Here is an 18,974-nt window from a genome sequence, read left to right as displayed (position 1 = left end):
AAATAATATTATATTTAAATAAAATAAATAAATATCTGTAGCTAAAGACGTCCATCGATCTATGGTAAAGGAAATTTATATGATATTATCAAATGATCACTTTCGTAGTTATCTGCTGAAACGGTTGATTGAATTAGGACCATATCTACGTGAAGGAAAATGTGCTGAAAGTTTATTTTTCTTTGACTGTTTAGCTGCTTGTGTTAATGTAAAACCGAAACCAGAAAGACGTGAGTTTTGGGGTTGGTGGATGGAATTAAAAACACATAAAGATTATTGTACTTATGAGTATCATTTAGGTTTATTTAATAAAGATGGTGAATGGAATGTTGTTGACATTAAAGGAAAAGACAATCATGAAAATGTTAAAAGAACTTTAAATAATTTTCATGAACGTTTAAAGGATACATTACAAGAATTAAAACTAGATCTTAAACCTATCAAAAATAAATAAATAGATAATATACTAATCATTTCTTTCTTTATGAAAGAAATGATGAATGCTTATATGTAACATGAGATATTTATCTCATAAATATCTTCTATAATAATAAAAATTATTTTTTTATCTAATTTTGACGATTATAAATTATATTTATTATTAATAATAATTTTTATTATATAACTTAATTTTATTAATAATCATTAATAAAAATTAAATCAATTTGTTTTTAAGTTTAATCAAAAAATTTATTGATCATTTAATATGAATTTAATTGATTTTAATTGTTAATTATAAATTAATTAAATTATAAAGCCGGTATAGCTTAGTTGGTAAAGCAACGTATTCGTAATGCGAAGATCATAGGTTCGATTCCTATTACCGGCATTTATTTATTATCTTTTAGTTGTTTAATTAACTTTAAAAATATTTGAACTATTTAATATACTTTTAATTTAATAACATATTAATTAATTTTATTAAATTATTAAATTTTACTTAAATCAATAGTTAAAATAATAAATAAATAGTTCATATTATAAAAATACTGTTAGTATTAAGCACTTATTAAATAAGTGTATATAGAATAATATAGAAAGCAACATTAAAAAATATTAGTTTCTTAATGAACATACTGGGCATTCATAATAGTAAATATAAAAGAAGTACGAGAATATAAATGAATGGTTTTTTAATATTTAAAGTAAATACACTTGTAATAAAAATTCACAAAACAATACTTCCTTCAATAACAATATTGACAAAGTTTCAGAGATAAATAGAAAAGATATGAAGAGATAATGATGATATATGTTTTTAACTAACTAAATTTACATTTTTTAAAAAATAATTTTTATTACTATTAATATAAATAATTAAATTTATTTTAAGTATAAATATCCTATGATAATATCATCTTTGATTCCACAAAAATATTAACTAATAAATTTTTATTTAGTACTTTATAGTGTATTAATAATATATTTTATATTTTATATTTTTAAAAATATAAAATATAAAATATACCAATATAGAATAACGTTAATCTAAAGTTATTTTAATAAATAAACATAAATTTAATTAATCAAAATATATATATTATAAATAACTATAGTAGTTTTAGTTGATTCACTTACAATATAATCATATTTTTTAATTTATAATTATAAAAATTTGATTTACTGTTATTATCTAAAAGGATATAAGATAAATAAAATATGTAGTTATAACTTCTAATTATTAATGGAAATTAAAATATTTGTACTATTTATTTAAAATATTTCTATTTTTATATTAAATTATCTGATGAAAAATTATAACATAATATAGAATAATTGCTAAATTTAATTATTAATATGTACTATAGATTATGATGAATATATTTAATTAAAATTAAATTAATTTATTTTTTATTTTCATTTTCATATTGTTCTTTTGCATTTTTTGCTTCATTTTCAGTTTTATGTTCACTAATCAATGTATTAGGATGTGGATAATCACTTCTTAATTGATACCAAATAAAAGTATTTACACTTCCTATTGGTCCTTTTTTCAAAGCAACAATTCTCGCTTCTCTAGGATAAGGTGGTCTATTTGCCATAATACTTAATTCCTTAAATTACATTGAATAATAACTTTATATATATAAGTATATATATAAATATATTTTTCTTTTATTTTTAATTTATTACTTGTGATTAAATTTTTTTTCTTTTAAATTCCATTAATAATGTAAATTATTAATGGATAAAATTAACTATGTTCAAAAAAAAAGTTGGATTTCTTGGTTGTGGAAATATAGCACAAGCTATAATTAATGGATTGATAAATAGTAAATATATTCATCCAACTAACTTATTAGTTTATGATCATAAAATAAATATAAATCAAGAAATATCACAAAAATATGGTTTAAAAACAATAAATAATGTAGAAAATTTATTAAGTGAAATTGATGTTCTATTTATAGCAATAAAACCAAATATATTTTTAAAAGTATTAAAAAACTTAGTTGATTACATAAAAAAAGATACAATGATAATATCAGTTGCAGCTGGCATAACACTTAATGCTTTATCTGAAGTATTAGGTAATAATCGTAAAATTATTCGTGTAATGCCTAATATATCATCATTAGTTAATGAAGGTATGACTTCGATAACACCTAACTCTTTCATAAAAAATGAAGAATTATTTGAAATAATAGAACTTTTAAAAAGTTTTAGTAAAATTGAAATTGTAACTGAAAACCTTATTCATTCGGTGATTAGTGTAAGTAGTTCATCAATGGCATATGTATTTATGTTAATTGAAGCTATGGCTGATGGTGCAGTACTTGGTGGAATGCCACGTGCTCAAGCTTATCAATTTGCTGCCCAAGCTGTAAAGGGCGCAGCACATATGGTACTAAAAACTGGTAAGCATCCAGGAGAACTAAAAGATATGGTATGTTCACCTGGAGGTACAACTATTGAAGCGGTAAAAGAATTAGAAGAGAGAGGTTTTCGATCTTCAGTAATAAAAGCAGTTCAGCAATGTATGCTTAAATCTAAAAGACTAAGTGGTGAATAAATATATAATAAATAAATTTATATCTTAGTTTTGAGATTTTATTTTTATTTTGTTTTTATATAATAAACATTATTAGCTTCTAATATATTAGAATCAATTACTATAATTGAAAAATTATTTATTTTATTATTTTTACTTAAAAATTCACAATTAACTTATATACATTAATATTTAAGATTTAAAAGAAAATTTCTTAATGTAAGATTATTTACTGTATAAAATAACTAGATATATAATATTACTAGTTAGTATAATAATTAAATTATTTAATACTTTTTTTAGTTAGTAAAAATTAAATAATTGATTTTATTTTATTTTTAATATTTAAGATATTAACTATTATATAGTTTTATTATATAAAAAATTTTAACTTAATAAAAATTAATAATTTGTATTATTGATGAATATTTGGTATAAACAATTAAATAATTTTATAAGTTATAATTTTTATATAATAAATAATTATAATTAATATTATATTTAATACTGCATTATTCTTTAAATAAACATATAAAATTAAATAAAAAATTAATGATAATAATTATTATTAAAAACAGTGCATGTTCAAAAAAAGCTTGATATTGCATAATTGGTTATATTGTTTACTACTAAATTAATAATCTAAATTTAATTTTCATCTGTATATAACTCATTAATAACATTTAGCTATAGGCATTATAAAAATTTATGATATATCGTCGGTTACCTTTCAAAGATATTCTTGCACTAGGATTTATGACATTTGCTCTATTTGTTGGTGCAGGTAATATTATTTTTCCACCTATGGTTGGTATTCAATCTGGCGAACATGTTTGGATGGCTGCATTTGGCTTTTTAGTCAGCGCTGTCGGTTTACCAGTTATTACAGTTATAGCTTTAGCACGTGTAGGTGGAGGGATCGATGCATTGAGTTTACCTATTGGTAAATTTGCAGGATTAGTACTCGCAACAGTATGTTATATAGCAGTAGGTCCATTATTTGCAATTCCGCGTACTGCTACAGTATCTTTTGAAGTAGGTACAGCTCCATTAATAGGTAATGGCATATTACAGCTTTTTATATATAGCTTTATTTATTTTGTATTAGTAACTATAATATCTCTTCATCCTGGTAAATTACTAGATACTATTGGACACGTTTTAGCTCCACTAAAAATTATAGCATTAACTATTTTAGGGAGTGCAGTATTTTTATTCCCTGTTGAAAGTATTGCTCCAGCAACAAATCACTATCCTCAATCTGCTTTTTCTAATGGATTCATCAATGGCTACTTAACTATGGATACGCTTGGTGCATTAGTATTTGGGATAGTTATTGTTAATGCAGCTCGTTCTCGTGGTGTAAGAGAAACTAATTTATTAATGCGCTATACTATTTTATCTGGAGTAATTACTGGCATCGGATTAACTTTAGTATATCTTAGCTTATTTAAGCTTGGTGCTGATAGTAGGATGATAATAAATCAAAATGCTAATGGTGCAGAAATTTTACATGCTTATGTACAACAGACTTTTGGAAGTATGGGTAGTTTTTTCTTAGCAGCATTAATCTTTATAGCTTGTATAGTTACTGCTGTAGGTTTAACTTGTGCATGTGCTGAGTTCTTTGCCCATCAATTATCGGTTTCTTATAACATTATGGTTTTTATTTTAACTTTATTCTCTATGATTGTATCAAATTTAGGTTTAAGCCACTTAATTAAACTTTCGATACCTGTGCTAACAGCTATATATCCACCATGTATAGTATTAGTCATTTTAAGTTTTACTATAAATTGGTGGAATAATAGTAAACATATTATAGTTCCCACCATGATTGTCAGTTTAATATTTGGTATTTTTGATTCTATTAAAGCTACAGAGTTTAAAAATGTATTTCAATATTTTTTTTCATTATTTAATAAATATATCCCATTATCTGACCAAGGACTCTGTTGGTTGTTACCTTCATTAAGTATGTTACTTATAGTTATAATAATAGATCGACTTAAAGTAATTAAGTCAACAATAAATATAGAATAAGAGTTATTACGTTTCATTAAAATTAAAACATAAATTAATATTATTTAAGTAAGTCATTTACTTCTATATATTTTATATGTTCCTAGTCCACCTGAATGATGAATTATTTTTCATTTAATTAACTAGGAAGGTAGTATATAATGATATTTTTACTACTTTTTATACTTTTTACTAATTAATTAAAGATGATTAATTTAAAGTTTTTTATATATTATATAAATAAATGATGCGTGTAATAGATTATTCATTTGAATTGCCCAAACATTTAATTGCTCAATATCCTCCTAGGAAACGTAGTTATTGTCGATTATTATCATTAGATGGTCCTAGCGGTAAATTAAGTCATAATATGTTTACTGATGTATTGCATAAACTTAATTCAGGTGATTTATTAGTTTTAAATAATACACGTGTTATCCCTGCTCGTATTTATGGACGTAAACCTAGTGGTGGAAAAGTAGAGATACTAATAGAACGCATGCTAGATGATAGTAGAGTATTAGCACATGTAAGATCCTCTAAGGTTTTGCAAGCTGGTACGAAACTATTACTTGGTGATGATAAAAATGAAAAAAAAGTAAAATCAACTATAATAACTAGTTACAATAATTTATTTGAAATAATATTTGAAGATGATCGTACTCTACTAAACATTTTAGACAGTATAGGTCATATACCATTACCTCCATATATACGTCGTTTAGAAGAAAAAATAGATTACAAGTTATATCAAACTGTATATGGGACTCACCTTGGATCTATAGCAGCTCCTACTGCTGGTCTTCATTTTGATAGGTGGCTCTTAGATGCATTAAAAGCAAAAGGTGTAAATATTGTATTTATTACATTACATATAGGTGCAGGAACTTTTTATCCAGTACGTGTACAAACTATTGAAGAACATATAATGCATTCTGAATATGCCGAAGTATCGCAAGAGGTAGTAGATGCTATTATCTCATGTAAAGAACGTGGTAATAAAGTTGTTGCTGTAGGAACAACATCAGTTCGTTCATTAGAAAGTGCTGCTAATGCATGTAAAAATACTCTTATTGCACCATTTTTTGATAATACTCAAATTTTTATTTATTTGGGATATAAATATCGTATAGTTGATGCACTTATTACTAATTTTCATTTACCGAAATCAACTTTGCTCATGTTAGTATCAGCTTTTGCTGGTTATAAACATACTATGGAAGCATATCATAGTGCAATTTTAGAACAATATCGTTTTTTTAGTTATGGAGATGCAATGTATATAACCCATAATCCTAAAGCATCTAATTAAAAATATTGGAATCTCAGTAAGTAATTTTTATTTATCTATCTACTAAATGAGACAAATGTGAATTTTGAATTATATACTATCGACGGTCATGCACGTCGTGGGCGTTTAGTGTTTGATTGTGGAATTGTAGAAACCCCCACATTTATGCCGGTAGGAACATATGGTGTAGTTAAAAGTATGAGCCCTGAAGAAATATTAAATACTGGCACACAAATTATTTTAGGTAATGCTTTTCATTTATGGTTGCGTCCTGGTGAAAAAATCATTAAATTACACGGTGGATTGCATAATTTTATGCAATGGAAAAAACCTATTCTTACTGATTCAGGTGGTTTTCAGGTTTTTAGCTTAAGTAAAATTCGTAATATTACAGAAGCTGGAGTACATTTTCGTAATCCAATTAATGGAGATTCTATTTTTCTTAATCCAGAAAAATCAATGGCCATTCAATATGATCTTGATGCTAATATAGTAATGAGTTTTGATGAATGTACGCCATATCCTATTAATTGGTCTTTAGCTAAAAATTCTATGGAAATGTCACTACGTTGGGCAAAACGTAGTCGTGATTATTTTAATTTTTTAGGTAATAAAAATGCTTTATTTGGTATTATTCAAGGTAGTTTTTTTAAAGACTTACGAGATTTATCATTAAAAGGTTTAATAGAAATTGGTTTTGATGGATATGCCATAGGTGGTTTATCAGTTGGCGAACCAAAAGAAGTAATGTACCGCATACTAGATCAAATATGTCCTCAACTTCCATATAATAAACCTCGTTATGTTATGGGAGTAGGGAAAGCAGAAGATCTTGTAGAGGGTGTACGTCGTGGCATTGATATGTTTGACTGTGTTATCCCGACACGTAATGCACGTAATGGACAGCTTTTTATTAATGATGGTATTTTAAAAATTCGTAATTCTAGATATAAAAGTGATACTTTACCTATTGAATACGGATGTAATTGTTATACTTGTCGTCATTATAGCCGTGCTTATTTACATCATCTTGATCATTGTAATGAAATACTAGGTGCACGTTTAAATACTATTCATAACTTACATTATTATCAAAATTTAATGACTAGATTACGCAATGCTATTGAAGAAAAAAAATTAGAGCATTTTGTTTCCAATTTTTATCAACGTATTGATAAAGCTATGCCGCCGTTAAGCAGCATATAATCTAGCTCATTTACTTACTGATGTGTCAATAATTATTATATAAATGATAATGATAATGAAGGAAATTTAATGAACTTTTTTATTGGTACCGCCTTAGCATCAGGAACAAATACTCCTTTACAAGAGAATCCCTATTCTTTAATTATGATGCTTGTATTTTTAGGTCTTATTTTTTATTTTATGATTTTACGACCACAACAAAAAAGAGCAAAAGATCATAAAAAATTAATGGATTCTATTTCCAAAGGTGATGAAGTATTGACTACGGGTGGTTTGATTGGTCGTGTTACTAAAATAATTGAAAATTATTATATTATAATAGCTTTAAACGATACTACTGAAGTAATGATTAAAAGAGACTTTGTAGCTTCAATTTTACCAAAAGGTACAATTAAAGCATTATAATTTTTATTCTTAACAGGAACTTTGTGTTTGTGTTAAATCGTTATCCTTTATGGAAGTACATCATGCTGATTATTGTTATTATAGTCGGCTTGCTTTATGCTCTTCCTAATTTTTATGGAGAATATCCAGCTATTCAAATTACTGGAGTGCACGGTGTTAGCGTTAATCAACAAACATTAGATAAAACCAAGAAAATATTGAAAAACAATAATATTGAAGGTAAGTCTATCATTCTAAAAAATAGAATGATAATTATTTGTTTTACTAATACTGATATACAGTTACATGCTCGTGAATTAATAGCTAATATACTTGGTATAAATTACGTAGTAACTCTTAATTTAACTCCAATTACACCTAATTGGTTGAAAATGATATCTGCAGAACCAATGAAACTAGGTCTTGATTTACGTGGTGGAGTTTATTTTTTAATGGCAGTAAATATGAAAGCCGTATTAGAAAAATTGCAGAATCAATATATTGATACTCTTAGTGAAAATTTACGAAATGAAAATATTCATTATACTAAGTTTAAAAAAATCACTAATTATGGTATAGAAATATTCTTCAAAAACGTTGATAGTCGTAATATAGCTATTACATATCTAACGCTACATAATCATAATTTAGATATCTTAAAAAGAGATACGAATAAATTACAAGTTATGCTAACTCATTCATATATCAATCAAGAATATGAATATGCAATACAGCAAAATATTAATATTTTACGTAGTCGTGTAAATCAGTTAGGAATAGCTGAACCATTGGTACAACGTTATGGTTATGACCGTATCATAGTAGAGCTACCTGGAATTCAAGATACTGCACTTGCTAAAGAAATTATTGGAGCGACAGCTACGTTAGAATTTCGTTTATTAAATACTGACATATCATCAATTACATCTGTTAATGGTAATTTACCAATAGATTCTGAAGTGAAGCAGACAAGTGATGGTAAATCAGTTATACTATATAAACGTATTATTTTAAGTGGAAGCCATATTATTGATTCTACATATAGCATGGATGAATATAACCAACCACAAGTAAATATTTCACTAGATAATATTGGTAGTAATATTATGTTCAATTTTACTAAAAACAATATTGGAAAAGTGATGGCTACTTTATTTAAGGAATATAAAGGTAGTGGAAAGAAAGATATAAATAATCGTGAAATTTTAATACAACAAGAAAAAATCATTAATATAGCAAAAATTCAATCTCGTATTAGTAAAAATTTTCGGATAACAGGTATTAATAATATAAATGAAGCTCGTCATTTATCTTTATTATTACGTTTTGGCGCATTAACTGCACCGATTCAAATTTTAGAAGAACGTACTATTGGTCCAACTATGGGGCAACAAAATATTATACAAGGTTTTAAAGCATGTTTATGTGGATTAATTGTATGTATTATTTTTATGATATTTTTTTATAAAAAGTTTGGTTTTATAGCTACTAGTGCACTTCTATGCAATCTAATACTAATTGTTGGTATTATGTCATTATTACCTGGTGCAACTCTTACTATGCCTGGACTTGCTGGTATATTATTAACATTAGCAGTAGCAGTCGATGCTAATGTTCTAATTAATGAACGTATAAAAGAAGAATTACGCAATGGCCGAACTGTCCAACAGGCTATTAATGAGGGTTATAAAGGAGCCTTTTCTAGCATCTTTGATGCTAACATCACTACTTTAATAAAAACTATAATTCTATATACTGTTGGTAATGGTGTAATCAAAGGTTTTGCTATAACTACTGCTATCGGTATTATTACTTCTATGTTTACAGCTATCGTTGGTACTCGTGCTATTGTAAATTTAATATATGGTGGAAAACGTATCGATAAGCTATCTATTTGAGGTTAATATTTATTGTGTTACAAACATATAGTGTTAAAAAACTTAGATATGATAGTAAAATCATAAATTTTATGTCTTGGAATAAGATAGCATTAATCACTTCTATATTATTTCTTTTAATCTCAGGTACTATTATTTGCACAAAAGGATTTAATTGGGGTATTGATTTTACTGGCGGAAAAGTTATTGAGATTAGTTTAGAAAAACCAATTAATTTAGATTTTTTACGTAAAGGTTTGATTGAACTAGGATTTCAAAAGCCAATAGTACAACATTTTGGTAGTAATCTTGATGTAATCATAAGAATCACATCCTATAATAAATTATCGAGTCAAGAAATAAGAAAAAAAGTTATTGTATTTATAAATAATAATTTACATCAAAAAGTTATTATAAAAAGAATAGAAATTGTAGGTCCAAGTGTAGGTAACGATTTAGCACAGACTGGTATTATAGCTATTTCATTAGCGTTTATTGCTATTCTTGTTTATATAGGTTTTCGGTTTGAGTGGCGTTTATCATTAGGTACTATTTTAGCCTTGATTCATGATATTATTATTACATGTGGCATTTTATCATTCTTTTATATTGAACTTGATCTCACAATTATCGCATCGTTAATGTCTGTAATTAGCTATTCATTAAATGATAAAATTGTTGTTTTTGATCGTATCCGTGAAAATTTTCGCAAAATAAATAATAGTTCTTCTTATGAAATAACAAATTTATCATTAAATCAAACAATGAGTCGAACTATAATTACTTCTCTTATTACATTAACTATGATATTAATTTTATTTATATTTGGCGGTTCAATGCTAAAAAGTTTTTCATTAACTATGTTAATTGGTGTCATTATAGGTATTTTTTCATCTATATATATTTCTTCTGCACTTGCTTTAAAACTAGGAATGAAACGTGAACACATGTTAATACATCAAATTGAAAAAGAAGGTGATGATCATTCTTCTATTTTACCATAATGTTTTTGATATCTGGAATACATGCATTATTTTGTCAGTACATTAGGTTATGAATATTTTATATATTATTATTAATAATAATTTTTTTTATTAATAATAATAAGTAAGATAGTTGAAGCTAGTGCTATATCAAAAAATATTAGCCTTTGTATTATAGTTTTATATTATATCTACATTTATTTTAAATATTGAAATACTATAAACATTATTTTGAATTAAATATATCTTTTCTTTTAAACAAAGAAAATCTCTAATCAATTGAAAATTATTTCATTATAAAAATACAATTAAAGTGTAGTATATTTACTATTTTTTGAAAATTTAGCAAAAAAAATTATTTTATAATCTTATAGGATGGATGAATGTTCGATGAACGCTATATGTCATTAGCATTAAAGTTAGCACATCGCGGACAATTTACTACTACACCTAATCCTAATGTGGGCTGTTTAATTGTGCGCGATGGTAATATCATCGGAGAAGGTTGGCACCATCGTGCTGGTGGACCACATGCTGAAATATGTGCGTTACTGATGGCCGGTAGTAGAGCTAAAGGTTCAACTGTATATGTTACACTTGAACCTTGTAATCATTATGGGTATACACCTCCTTGTTGTGATTCATTAATAGCAGCAGGTGTGCGTCGTATCGTGGTAGCCATGCAAGATCCAAATCCATTAGTATCTGGAAGAGGATTACGTCGTTTACAAAATGCAGGCATTGATGTTAACTGCGGTTTAATGATGCAAGAAGCAGAAAAACTTAATCGTGGATTTTTAAAACGTATGCGAACAGGATTGCCTTGGATTCAAGTAAAATTAGCTATATCGCTTGACGGAAAAATCGCAATGGCTAATGGAGAAAGTAAGTGGATTACTTCTCAAGCATCAAGAAGTGATGTACAACGTTTGAGAGCTCAGAGTTCAGCAATTCTTACTTCTAGTAGTACAGTATTAGTTGATAATCCATCTCTTACAGTACGTTGGGAAGAATTAAACATAAATATTCGTCATCAAATAGATAGATATCAACTTCGACAACCAATACGTATAGTAATCGATAATCAACATCGTTTAACAACAAAATATAAGCTCTTTAATCAACCTAATGACATTTGGCTGATACGAAGTCAAATAATAGATTTTAGATGGCCAGAATACGTTAGTCAAATAATAGTATCTCAACTTGGCAAATATTTAAATTTAAAAGAAATGATGTGCTTGCTTGGCCAACGTCAAGTTAACAATCTTTTAGTAGAAGCTGGTCCACAATTAACTAGTGCTTTATTAAAAATAGGATTAGTAGATGAATTAATTATTTATTTGGCACCTAAAATTTTAGGGCATAATGCGCGTAATATGTGTATTTTACCAGACTTAAAAAATTTAGTTGATGCTTATAAATTATATTTTAGTAATGTATATAGAGTAGATAAAGATTTGTGCCTTACTTTGATTCCTTGTAACCATTAATAATAAACCTCAATTTATTAATAAATATATTAAAGAATTATTTAATAATAAAAGTTAAGAATAACTAAAGGATATATATGAATCTTATAGAAGCTGGTGTTGCTGCACCTGATGCAAATATCGCTATTATTGTAACTCGTTTTAATAAATTTATTAACGTTAGTTTGTTAGATGGTGCTTTGGATGTTTTAAAGCGTATAGGACAAGTAAAATCAGAAAATATTACCGTTATTTGGGTTCCTGGTGCATATGAATTACCATTAATAACACGTGCTTTAGTAAAGTCTAGTAAATATGATGCTATTGTAGTAATAGGAACTGTTATTCGTGGTCATACGATGCATTTTAAATATGTTGCTAGTGAAGCAAGTTCTGGTATTTCTAGTATAGCAATAAATAGTGATATTCCTGTAGCTTTTAGTATATTGACAACAAAAAACATTGAACAATCAATTGAACGTGCTGGTACTAAAATAGGTAATAAAGGGGCAGAAGCAGCTTTAACTGCACTTGAAATGATTAATTTATTAAAAATGATTAAAAATCATTGAAAATAGATTTTGTAAGGATAATGTTGTGAATCCTGTTTTTCGTCGTCGTGCTCGTGAATGTGCAGTTCAAGCCTTATATTCTTGGCAATTATCTAATAACAATATTTTTGATGTTGAATGTCAATTTATTAAAGAACAAAATATCAAAAATGTTGACATTAGATACTTTCGAGAGTTATTACTAGGTGTAGTTAATAATAGTATATATCTAGATTATTTAATTAAGCCTTATCTATCACGTACATTAGAATCACTCGATCCAATAGAAAAGGTTATCTTGCGGATTGCAGTATATGAATTAAGTAAACGTTATGATATCCCTTATAAAGTAGCTATAAATGAAAGCATTGAGTTAGCAAAAATTTTTGGTGCAGAAGAGAGTCATAAATTTATTAACGGTGTGCTAGATAAATTAGCTCCAAATATTCGACCTTATAGAAAATAAAGAGACAATAAATGACTAATCAATAGCATTTTAATGAGAGTTTATTCATGTCTTGTAGTGAATTTCAAATTATTGAACGTTATTTTCATCGTACTACTAATACTAATAACAATTTTAAATACAATATAGAAACAGGAATTGGTGATGACTGTGCTTTATTGAATATACCAGAAAACAACACTCTTGTTATTAGCACTGATACTATGGTAGAAGGAACTCACTTTTTTCAGGATATTAATCCTGCTGATTTAAGCTATAAAGCATTAGCAGTGAACTTAAGTGATTTAGCAGCAATGGGAGCTGAGCCAGTATGGATAACATTATCGCTTACTTTGCCTGAAGTTAATGAACATTGGTTAGCATCTTTTAGCAATAGTTTATTTAATTTACTTGATTATTATAAAATTCAATTGATTGGTGGTGATACTACATGTGGTCCGCTCAGTATAACTATTAGTATATATGGTCTTATCCCAGTTGGCCATGCTATTAAACGTTCTGGTGCTAAGTTAGGAGATTGGATTTTTGTTACCGGAACACTTGGTGATAGTGCAGCTGGCTTATCACTCTTACAACAAAAAAATAATTTTAAAAATCAATCTATACGTAAAATATTAATTAATCGCCATTTACGGCCTACGCCACGTATTTTACAAGGTCAAGCTTTACGTAATATAGCAAATTCCGCTATTGATATATCAGATGGTTTACTTTCTAATATTAGGCATATTCTAAATGCTAGTCATGTTGGTGCACGTATTAATTTAGAATCACTACCACTTTCATCAATTTTACAAAATAATTTTGATTTACAACATATATTAAATTGGGCACTGAGCGGAGGAGAAGATTACGAGTTATGTTTTACTGTACCGAAAATTAATCGTAAAAAATTAGATCTATCTATGAGTAATTTTACAATTCCTTATACTTGTATTGGATATATTACATCTAAATCGAATGGATTGACAATTTTTAATAATGGTAAATTAGTTAATTCTAACTATAAGGAATTTGATCACTTTTATAGCAAATAGATCAATTTTCACTAAATAAACTTGTTTATGTTAATTTTTAATTAATTTTTTAATTTATTAAGATTATATTTATTATGATAGCCAATCAATTATTTGTTGTTCAATACCAATAGCATCAAGCTTATAGTCATGTCGTATTTCTTCTTGTGTACCTTGAGGAATAAATTCGTCTGGTAGACCAAGATTAAGTACTGATATACGTAAACGTTTAGACATAATAAATTCATTAACACCACTTCCAGCACCACCTTTAATAGCTCCTTCTTCTATAGTAATTAATTCATTATGACTATTAGATATTTGTGTAATCAGTATTTCATCTAATGGTTTAACAAAACGCATATCTACTAATGTAGCATTAAGTATTTCTGCTACTATAGACGCTTCAGACAACAGTGTTCCAAAGTTAAGAATTGCTAATTTTTTACCATAACGTTTTATAATACCTTTACCAATTGGCAATTTTTTTAAAGGTTCCTGTACTACTCCAGTACCACAACCACGTGGATAACGTACTGCACTTGGTCCATCTTGATAATGATATCCTGTATATAGCATTTGACGAAGTTCATTTTCATTACTTGGACTCATAATCACCATACCTGGTATACATCGTAGATAAACAAGGTCAAATACTCCTTGATGTGTTGGTCCATCTGCTCCAACTATGCCACATCTATCAATAGCAAATAATACTGATAGTTTCTGCATTGCTACATCGTGAATAACTTGATCATATGCACGTTGTAAGAAAGTAGAATAGATAGCTACAATTGGTTTATATCCACCAATTACCATTCCAGCAGCAAATGTTACAGCATGTTGTTCGGCAATTGCTACATCGAAGTATTGTGTCGGATAAGAACGGGAAAAAGTTAACATGCCAGATCCTTCACGCATTGCTGGAGTTATTGCTATTAAATATGGATCTTTAGCAGCCATCTCACTCAACCAGTTTCCAAAAATTTGTGAATAACTAGATATTTCTGGTGTATTTATTGGGAATATACCACTAGCTGGATCAAATTTTGGTACTGAATGCCAAGTTATTGGATCTTTTTCTGCTGGAGCATAACCTTTACCTTTTTTAGTTATTATATGTAAAAATTGTGGACCTTTTAAATTACGCATATTCTTTAAAGTACTTACTAATGATAGTACATCATGTCCATCAATTGGACCAATATAATTAAAACCAAGCTCTTCAAATAATTTACATGGTACTACAATTCCTTTTAAATGTTCTTTAGTTCTTTTAAGGAGCTTTTTAATAGGTGGAATTCCATTTAAAACTCTCTTACTACTTTCTCGTAAAAAAGAATAAGTTTTTCCAGAAAGGATTTGAGCTAATCTATTATTTAATGCACCAACATTTTCGGATATAGACATTTCATTGTCATTCAGTATAACCAAAAGATCAGTTCTAATATCACCTGCATGATTCATTGCCTCAAATGCCATCCCAGCTGTGATTGCACCATCTCCAATAATACAAGCTATTCGACGTTTTTTTCCTTCTCTTTCAGCGGCAACGGCCATACCTAGTCCTGCACTTATAGAAGTTGAAGAGTGGCCAACACTCAATACGTCATATTCACTTTCATCTCGCCATGGAAATGGATGCAATCCGTTCTTTTTACGTATAGTATCAATATAGTCTCGACGTCCTGTAAGAATTTTATGTGGATAAGCTTGATGACCTACATCCCATATTATGTAGTCAAATGGAGTGTTATATACATAATGTAGAGCTACTGTTAATTCTACTACACCAAGACCTGAAGCAAAGTGACCTGAAGATTTACTGACACTATCTAACAAATATTGACGTAAATCATCACATAATAATGTGAGTTTTCTTTTTGGCAATAAACGTAATTCTTGAACTGTACCTGCTAACGCTAGCATAGGATATTTTGAAATATCAAAACTCATCAAAAACTCATTATCAAATTATTTATCGCGTTTAATTATAAAGCTAGTTAAAGCTTGCAATGCATTGGTGTTATAAGATTGTAATTCTAAAGTTTTTAGAGCTTTTATTGCTTCATCATATAAGCTACAAACTTTACCATATGCTCTCTCTAAGCCCATTAATGTTGGGTATGTATTTTTTTCTAGTATTCTATCTGTTCCTTGAGTTTTTCCTAATATAGTAGTATTACCTATAACATTGAGAATATCATCTTGAACTTGAAATGCCAATCCAATAGCATTAGCGTATATGTCTAGTACTGGTAATACAGCGTGGCTACGATTACCAGCGGCTAATGCTCCTAATCGTACCGAAGCACGAATTAAAGCTCCTGTCTTATGATTATGAATTTGTTCTAATTGTATTAAATCAATACTTTGTCCTTCTGTTATCAAATCTAATGCCTGTCCCCCACACATACCGCTTATTCCACTAGCATGTGCTAATTCAGAAATCATTGCAACACGTGTATTTACACTTACATTCAACATTGGTTTATCAGCCAAAACAGAAAATGCTAGCGTTTGTAATGCATCACCTGCAAGAATTGCCATATCTTCTCCATATTTAACATGACATGTTGGTTGACCTCGTCTTAAAGTATCATTATCCATTGCTGGTAGATCATCATGAATTAACGAATAGGCATGAATACATTCAACTGCTGCAGCTGGCGCATCTAAACTTATTAAGTCAACATGAAACATTTCACCAGTAGCATAAACTAAAAATGGACGTAGACGTTTACCTCCTAGTATTGTTCCATATCGCATAACATTAATAAGAGAAGAATTTTGAAAAGGAAGTGAATCTATTAATTGCTTCAATACTAGATTTATATGCTCATAGTAATCGCTTAGGGATTTATCGAAATTCATTAGTTATTTTCCGATAAAGAAAAAACATTAAATATTGATTCTCATTTAAGAAACAAAGTTCATATAATACTTTATTTACTATAAAGTAAATAGTACTAACCATTATTTACTTTCAATCTTGAATGTAGAATATGTTTTTTATATTTAATTATAAAAAATATAATTTAGATATTATCTATAATTTATTTTAAAAGATTTTTTTATATAAATTTTAAGTTATAAAATTTAATTGAATTACTATTCATCAGCGCTATTGAACTATAAAATAAAAATATTTTTAAAATAAACTTAAATAATATTAATTAATATTGATATGATAGTATCATTTAATAATAAATTAAATAACATTTGAATAAAGTAAATATAATTTACTATATATTTATACATAAAATATGTTTATTTTGATATATGATATTCAACTAATGATATAATATATTTTATTATTTTAATAAAAATTAATTATGGACTTTAATTTTTTTAAAAAAAAGAATAAAAAAATAATTTTTTATCTTCAATATATAAATTATATTGCTATAATTTACAATTATTTCACATAAAGTTTTTAGCTTATTTTAAATAATATGATTTACTATCTATATAGTGTTAAATTATATATTTTAAATATTAATACTATTAAATGAATATAATTATTTTTTTATATATAATACATACTATCTTTATAATATATTTTAATATTAATATATATCAGTTTACTTTATTAAGTATAAAAGGTAGAATACCTTATATTAGTTAAAAGAATAAGTATTATAAATACTACTAAATATAAAAAAATTTTATTAATTTAATTGATTTAAATGTTTAGTGTTTAAAACAAATATAATTGAAATTAATTTATTTTCTTACTATAAGAGCCATAAAATAAAAAAAATTATATTTTTAACTCCATGTTTTAGGTAGATTATAATCTATAATTTGATAGTAATTATATTGTAGTTCTTTCTGTTTAATAAGATCATATAAACGACTATTCGCTGGTAATTTGATTCCATGGGCACGTGCTCGGCGTAGTAAATAGCCGGTAATATAATCAATTTCTGTCTGACGTTGTTCACGAACTTCTTGTAGCATTAATGATATATTAGTCGCTGTTTTCTCTAGTATGTCATAGACTATATCATGTAAATTATCGATTGCAATATGTTGTCCTTCTCTTTCCATAACACGAACAATTTCTTCGCAAAGATTAATAATCTGTGTAGAATAAGTGCGTAATTCACCATTTTTACAATTATATTGTACAGTAAGAGGATTAATTATACAGTTTATTGCTAAATTACGCCAACAAGTAGAAGTGATATTATCATGCCAAGCAACATCAGATAGTGATTGATGTAAAATATCAGCAATATTACTCATTGATGCACTTTTTCGATTCGTAGGACCAATATGGGTTATTCCTTTCACTGTATGTTTAATCAATCTTCCATCATGTATCGCTGTATGTGTTGTTATACCACATAAAATAGGATGTGGTAAATCTTTAAGTTCTTCTAGTATTCCCATTCCATTATTTAATAATAAAATTGGAACATAGGTTGGTAGAAAATTTGTTAAATTTTTTACTGCAAGAAAAACTTGTTGTGCTTTAAGCGTAACCAAAAGTAATTGGCTATCTGCCAAGAATATTGGATCGTTAGCAATAAAATTATAATTGTTCATGCATCCTTGTATATCAATTACATTTACTGAACAGTATTGTTGTGGTACACGTAACCATCCTTGTACTTCATGTCCTTGGCGTGCAAGAGAAGATAGCCAAATTTGACCTATAGCACCACAACCTAAAACGGTGACTTTCATTTTACCTCCACCGATTTTT

The 18,974-nt window shown here is 27.3% G+C and carries 16 protein-coding genes and 1 tRNA gene; 13 read left to right on the top strand and 4 right to left on the bottom strand.

The genetic code is table 11. The annotated features are described in order from the left end of the window. The first annotated feature begins 79 nt into the window (after positions 1 to 79). Entirely contained in the window at positions 80 to 454 is a 375-nt protein-coding gene (crl, locus tag FD728_RS02420) for a sigma factor-binding protein Crl (RefSeq protein WP_159934410.1), read from the top strand. Between the two features lie 302 nt (positions 455 to 756). Continuing rightward, a tRNA-Thr gene (locus tag FD728_RS02415) sits at positions 757 to 829 on the top strand. Between the two features lie 1,015 nt (positions 830 to 1,844). On the opposite strand, the gene FD728_RS02410 is transcribed toward FD728_RS02415, so the two are convergent. Beyond that, positions 1,845 to 2,042 carry a YaiA family protein gene (locus FD728_RS02410; protein WP_159934408.1) on the bottom strand — a complete coding sequence of 66 codons (198 nt, stop codon included), beginning with the start codon at positions 2,040 to 2,042 and terminating at the stop codon, positions 1,845 to 1,847. Positions 2,043 to 2,200: 158 nt separating this feature from the next. Between FD728_RS02410 and proC the strand changes: the two genes are divergently transcribed. From proC to thiL, 11 genes are all read left to right on the top strand, one after another. Further along, a complete protein-coding gene (proC, locus tag FD728_RS02405; protein ID WP_159934406.1) occupies positions 2,201 to 3,013 on the top strand; it encodes a pyrroline-5-carboxylate reductase in 813 nt (270 codons plus the stop codon). 690 nt (positions 3,014 to 3,703) lie between these two features. Next, positions 3,704 to 5,035, top strand: coding sequence for a branched-chain amino acid transport system II carrier protein (brnQ, locus tag FD728_RS02400; RefSeq protein WP_370516247.1), 1,332 nt, complete (start codon positions 3,704 to 3,706; stop codon positions 5,033 to 5,035). A gap of 226 nt (positions 5,036 to 5,261) precedes the next feature. Next, the gene (queA, locus tag FD728_RS02395; protein WP_159934505.1) at positions 5,262 to 6,326 is read left to right on the top strand and encodes a tRNA preQ1(34) S-adenosylmethionine ribosyltransferase-isomerase QueA; all 1,065 of its coding nucleotides are present in this window, start codon (positions 5,262 to 5,264) and stop codon (positions 6,324 to 6,326) included. 57 nt (positions 6,327 to 6,383) lie between these two features. Next, on the top strand, positions 6,384 to 7,511 hold the full coding sequence (gene tgt / locus FD728_RS02390) for a tRNA guanosine(34) transglycosylase Tgt (protein WP_159934402.1): 1,128 nt from the start codon (positions 6,384 to 6,386) through the stop codon (positions 7,509 to 7,511). A gap of 69 nt (positions 7,512 to 7,580) precedes the next feature. After that, the gene (gene yajC, locus FD728_RS02385) at positions 7,581 to 7,916 is read left to right on the top strand and encodes a preprotein translocase subunit YajC (protein WP_159934400.1); all 336 of its coding nucleotides are present in this window, start codon (positions 7,581 to 7,583) and stop codon (positions 7,914 to 7,916) included. A 29-nt stretch (positions 7,917 to 7,945) separates the two neighbouring features. Beyond that, complete coding sequence (gene secD / locus FD728_RS02380) at positions 7,946 to 9,793, top strand: protein translocase subunit SecD (RefSeq protein ID WP_159934398.1); 1,848 nt, start codon at positions 7,946 to 7,948, stop codon at positions 9,791 to 9,793. A 14-nt stretch (positions 9,794 to 9,807) separates the two neighbouring features. Further along, the gene (gene secF / locus FD728_RS02375) at positions 9,808 to 10,776 is read left to right on the top strand and encodes a protein translocase subunit SecF (protein ID WP_159934396.1); all 969 of its coding nucleotides are present in this window, start codon (positions 9,808 to 9,810) and stop codon (positions 10,774 to 10,776) included. Between the two features lie 362 nt (positions 10,777 to 11,138). Further along, positions 11,139 to 12,248: a bifunctional diaminohydroxyphosphoribosylaminopyrimidine deaminase/5-amino-6-(5-phosphoribosylamino)uracil reductase RibD gene (gene ribD / locus FD728_RS02370; RefSeq protein WP_159934394.1), complete on the top strand. Its 1,110-nt coding sequence runs from the start codon at positions 11,139 to 11,141 to the stop codon at positions 12,246 to 12,248. A gap of 77 nt (positions 12,249 to 12,325) precedes the next feature. Continuing rightward, positions 12,326 to 12,799, top strand: coding sequence for a 6,7-dimethyl-8-ribityllumazine synthase (gene ribE / locus FD728_RS02365; RefSeq protein ID WP_159934392.1), 474 nt, complete (start codon positions 12,326 to 12,328; stop codon positions 12,797 to 12,799). 25 nt (positions 12,800 to 12,824) lie between these two features. Then, positions 12,825 to 13,244 (top strand): transcription antitermination factor NusB, encoded by a 420-nt coding sequence (gene nusB / locus FD728_RS02360; RefSeq protein ID WP_159934390.1) that lies wholly within the window; start codon positions 12,825 to 12,827, stop codon positions 13,242 to 13,244. A 47-nt stretch (positions 13,245 to 13,291) separates the two neighbouring features. Continuing rightward, positions 13,292 to 14,281: a thiamine-phosphate kinase gene (gene thiL / locus FD728_RS02355; protein WP_159934388.1), complete on the top strand. Its 990-nt coding sequence runs from the start codon at positions 13,292 to 13,294 to the stop codon at positions 14,279 to 14,281. Between the two features lie 72 nt (positions 14,282 to 14,353). On the opposite strand, the gene dxs is transcribed toward thiL, so the two are convergent. The 3 genes from dxs to panE form a co-directional block, all read right to left on the bottom strand. Continuing rightward, positions 14,354 to 16,216 carry a 1-deoxy-D-xylulose-5-phosphate synthase gene (gene dxs, locus FD728_RS02350; protein ID WP_159934386.1) on the bottom strand — a complete coding sequence of 621 codons (1,863 nt, stop codon included), beginning with the start codon at positions 16,214 to 16,216 and terminating at the stop codon, positions 14,354 to 14,356. 18 nt (positions 16,217 to 16,234) lie between these two features. Next, positions 16,235 to 17,134: a (2E,6E)-farnesyl diphosphate synthase gene (gene ispA, locus FD728_RS02345; RefSeq protein WP_159934384.1), complete on the bottom strand. Its 900-nt coding sequence runs from the start codon at positions 17,132 to 17,134 to the stop codon at positions 16,235 to 16,237. A gap of 897 nt (positions 17,135 to 18,031) precedes the next feature. After that, positions 18,032 to 18,955: a 2-dehydropantoate 2-reductase gene (gene panE / locus FD728_RS02340; RefSeq protein ID WP_159934382.1), complete on the bottom strand. Its 924-nt coding sequence runs from the start codon at positions 18,953 to 18,955 to the stop codon at positions 18,032 to 18,034. Positions 18,956 to 18,974 lie beyond the last annotated feature (19 nt).

The organism is Pantoea sp. Aalb, from assembly GCF_009829985.1.
Lineage (GTDB): Bacteria > Pseudomonadota > Gammaproteobacteria > Enterobacterales > Enterobacteriaceae > SZZU01.
Note: the sequence above shows the minus strand (reverse complement) of the source record. Positions and strands in the feature narration are given on the sequence as shown.